Here is a 3,729-nt window from a genome sequence, read left to right on the forward strand (position 1 = left end):
GGAGGGTTCGAGTCCCTCCGCTCCTGCCAATTTGAGTGGTAAAATTATGAGAAACCCGATTAAATTTATACAGGAAGTTAAGCAAGAAGCTTTCAAAGTTACCTGGCCTACATGGAAAGAGACTTTACAAGGTGCATTAATGGTATTTGTTATGGCAGTTGTTATGTCTTTATTTTTTCTTCTTTTAGATCAGGTTTTGAAATTTTTCTTAGAACTTTTACTTAAAGTGAGTATTTAAAAATGAAGAATTGGTACATAGTTCAATCACATTCTAGTTTTGAAAACAAGGTTGCTTCTTTAATTAAAGAAGAGGCAAATAAAGCTAAAATTGCTGATAAATTTGAAGAGATCATTGTGCCTACTCATGATGTTACTGAGGTTAAAAGAGGTAAAAGAATTCAAAGAAAAAAAAAATACTTTCCAGGATATGTTTTAATAAAAAGTGAGATGGACAATAATATTTATCACATGATTAAGAACATAAAGAGAGTAAGTGGTTTCCTTGGCACCAATGGCATTCCAGTTCCAGTTTCAGATAAAGAAGTAGAGAAGATTTTGGGTCAGATTAAAGACGGTGTTGCCCAGCCAAAATCAGGGGTAGATTACAGCGTAGGTGAAAAAGTTCAGGTTGTAGATGGACCATTTGCATCATTTACTGGAATGATTGAAGAAATTGATGAAGAAAAAGCTAGACTTAAGGTCTCAGTTTCTATATTTGGTCGTCCTACACCAGTAGATTTAGAATATAATCAGGTTGAAAAGGTAAGTTAATGGCAAAAGAAATTAGTGGATTTATAAAATTACAAATTAAAGGTGGTCAAGCCAATCCAGCCCCTCCAGTTGGCCCTGCATTAGGTCAACGAGGTGTAAATATTATGGAGTTTTGCAAGGCGTTTAATGATAAAACTAAATCTATGGCAGGCAAACCAGTGCCAGTAGAAATCACTGTTTATAAAGACAAAAAATTTGATTTTAAAATTAAATCACCCCCAGCATCTTTTTATATTAAAGAAGCTGTAAAGCTTAAAGGTGGATCAAAAGAACCTGGAAGAAATATCGTTGCTTCAATTTCTAAAAAACAATTAGAGAGTATAGCAAAAGAAAAAATGAATGATTTAAATGCTCACGATATTGAGGAAGCTATAAAAATTATTGCAGGATCAGCTAGATCAATGGGAATTGAGGTAAAAGAATAATGGCATCAAAAAGATTTAAAAAATTACCTGAAAAGACAATTCCATCACGCTTAGCAACAATTGTTACTCCTGAGTCTAAAGCAACATCACTTTCAATTCCTGTACCAACAAGGGGCGACTCTGGTTTTAATAATGGAACTGCTTGTCTCATCATATTTGATCCCATTAAGGCTCTGTTTGCATCATCATTTTCTAAGAATGGAATTAAAGATGCTGCAACTGATACAAGTTGTTTAGGTGAAACATCAATGTAATCAATTGTATCAGGTTTTGCTAAAAGAAAATTTAGATTTTGTCTGCATGAAACTAATTCTTCTGTAATTTTTCCATTTTTATCAAGTTTAGTATTTGCTTGAGCAATAGTGAATTTTGTTTCCTCCATTGCCGATAAGTACTCAACTTTGTCTTGAACAACTCCATTTTTAACTTTTTTATATGGACTTTCAATAAAGCCATATTTATTTATTTTAGCATACGTTGATAAACTATTTATCAAACCAATATTTGGACCTTCTGGTGTCTCAATTGGACAAATTCTTCCATAGTGAGTTGGATGTACGTCTCGAACTTCAAAACCTGCTCTTTCTCTTGTTAAACCACCTGGACCTAATGCTGATACCCTTCTCTTGTGGGTAATTTCAGATAATGGATTTGTTTGATCCATAAACTGAGAAAGTTGTGAACTAGCAAAAAAATCTTTTAAAGAAACTGTTAATGGTTTTGCATTAATTAAATCCTGAGGCATTGCTGACTCAACATCTAGAGTTGTCATTTTTTCTTTAATGGCTCTTTCCATTCTATAGATACCAATTCTTGCTTGGTTTTCAACTAACTCTCCAACAGAACGTACCCTTCTATTTCCCAGGTGATCTATGTCATCAACATCATCTTTACCGTCACGCAAATCCAACATTTTATGAATAATTGCAATTATATCGTCATTTCTTAGTATTGTAATTTTGTCAGAACATTCTTGGTTTAATCTTGAGTTCATTTTAACTCTTCCAACATCAGACAAATCATACCTGTCTGAACTAAAGAAAAGATTATTAAATATTTGAGTTGCTATTTCTATAGTTGGCGGTTCACCAGGTCTTAGCATTTTATAGATTTCTGTGATTGCTTCGTCTTTTGTGTTATTTTTATCAGCTAAAATAGTTGTAAGTAGATAAGGTCCTTTATTTATAGAGTTTGTAACAGAAATTTGAAGTGTATGTATATTTGCATCTAAAATTTGTTGAATAATTGTATCATTTAATTCAGTCCCAATTTTAAATACAATATCCTCTTCTTTATTCACTATAATATCTCTGTGTAAAAATTTACCAAACACAGACTCTCTAGAAACTAGTATGTCTTTTAGACCATCTTTTTCTAGTTTTTTTGCACTTAAAAAATTAATTTTTTCACCTAATTTAATTACTACTTTGCCAGTCTTAGCATCAATTACTTCTTCCGAGAAATTTTTAGCTTTATAGTTTTCTGGATTAAATTTCGTTTTCCACTTTTCTGTATTTGGATCAAAAGTGTATTGTTCATTCTCGTAATATTCATCTACTATTTCTGATTTCGTATAACCTAAAGCTAATAATAAAGTAGATGAAAAAATTTTCTTTTTTCTATCAATTTTAAAATATAAAAAATCTTTAACATCATACTCAAAATCTAACCAAGAACCTCTATTAGGTATTACTCTACAATTAAACAAAAGTTTACCACTTGCATGGGTTTTGCCTTTATCATGATCAAAAAATACACCTGGACTTCTGTGCATTTGGTTTACTACAACTCTTTGAACACCGTTAGTTATAAAAGTTCCACTATTAGTCATCATAGGAACTTCACCCATATAAACTTCTTGCTCTTTAGCTGATAAAATATCTTTTGTATTATTTTCTTGGTCTATTTCGTAAACTACTAATCTTAAAGTACACTTAAGAGCTGAAGAATATGTAAGACCTCTTGCTATGCACTCTTCAACATCAAATTTTGGTTTTTCTAATCTGTATGAAACATACTCTAAGGTTGCTTTGTCATTTAAATCCTCAATTGGAAAAATGCTCTTGAATACTCTATCAAAACCTTTGGTAAGTTCAGCTGCTTCAGCATTAAATTCTGTTAATTCTTTATAAGAATTTTTTTGTACTTCAATTAAGTTAGGAATAGATAAACTTTCTTTAAGTTTGCCAAAACTTTTTCTTATATTTTTCTTTTCAGTAAAAGATAATTGCATCTATATTTATAAATACTGATTAAAAAATAATCAGTATTTGAATTCTTTCTATTTAATTTATTTAAGTTCTACTTTAGCGCCAGCTGCTTCTAACTTAGCTTTGATCTCTTCAGCTTCTTTTTTATTTACACCAGATTTAACTTCTTTTGGTGCTCCTTCTACAAGATCTTTAGCTTCTTTTAAACCTAATGAAGTAGCTGCTCTTACTTCTTTAATAACATTAATTTTTTTATCACCTGCAGAAACTAACACGATTGTAAAATCATCTTTATCTTCTGCTGGAGCCGCACCACCTGCTGC

At 31.3% G+C, this 3,729-nt stretch carries 4 protein-coding genes and 1 pseudogene; 3 read left to right on the plus strand and 2 right to left on the minus strand.

Annotated elements, in window-relative coordinates; all coding sequences use genetic code 11:
- Positions 1–46: 46 nt before the first annotated feature.
- Genes secE through rplK form a run of 3 tightly spaced genes read left to right on the plus strand, consistent with a single transcriptional unit; the run spans position 47 to position 1,196 of the window.
- Positions 47–238, plus strand: a complete 192-nt coding sequence (secE, locus tag AMN81_RS01365) for a preprotein translocase subunit SecE (RefSeq protein ID WP_072090353.1) — start codon at positions 47–49, stop codon at positions 236–238.
- Positions 239–240: 2 nt separating this feature from the next.
- Complete coding sequence (gene nusG, locus AMN81_RS01370) at positions 241–771, plus strand: transcription termination/antitermination protein NusG (protein WP_072090351.1); 531 nt, start codon at positions 241–243, stop codon at positions 769–771.
- A complete protein-coding gene (gene rplK, locus AMN81_RS01375; protein ID WP_023853690.1) occupies positions 771–1,196 on the plus strand; it encodes a 50S ribosomal protein L11 in 426 nt (141 codons plus the stop codon). The genes nusG and rplK overlap by 1 nt, the downstream gene beginning before the upstream one ends.
- A 34-nt stretch (positions 1,197–1,230) precedes the next feature.
- Here rplK and rpoB read toward each other — a convergent pair.
- Positions 1,231–3,429 (minus strand): annotated as a pseudogene (gene rpoB, locus AMN81_RS01380) (DNA-directed RNA polymerase subunit beta); the annotation flags it as partial.
- A gap of 57 nt (positions 3,430–3,486) precedes the next feature.
- Positions 3,487–3,729 (minus strand): 50S ribosomal protein L7/L12 (gene rplL, locus AMN81_RS01385; RefSeq protein WP_072090352.1); only part of this gene is annotated, 243 nt, incomplete at its 5' end.

The organism is Candidatus Pelagibacter communis (assembly GCF_001179845.1).
Lineage (GTDB): Bacteria > Pseudomonadota > Alphaproteobacteria > Pelagibacterales > Pelagibacteraceae > Pelagibacter > Pelagibacter ubique_Q.

Excerpts from the sequence above, each read along its gene's own strand:
- nusG (WP_072090351.1), top strand. The coding sequence starts at position 241 with ATGAAGAATTGGTACATAGTTCAATCACATTCTAGTTTTGAAAACAAG.
- secE (WP_072090353.1), top strand. The coding sequence starts at position 47 with ATGAGAAACCCGATTAAATTTATACAGGAAGTTAAGCAAGAAGCTTTC.
- rplK (WP_023853690.1), top strand. The coding sequence starts at position 771 with ATGGCAAAAGAAATTAGTGGATTTATAAAATTACAAATTAAAGGTGGT.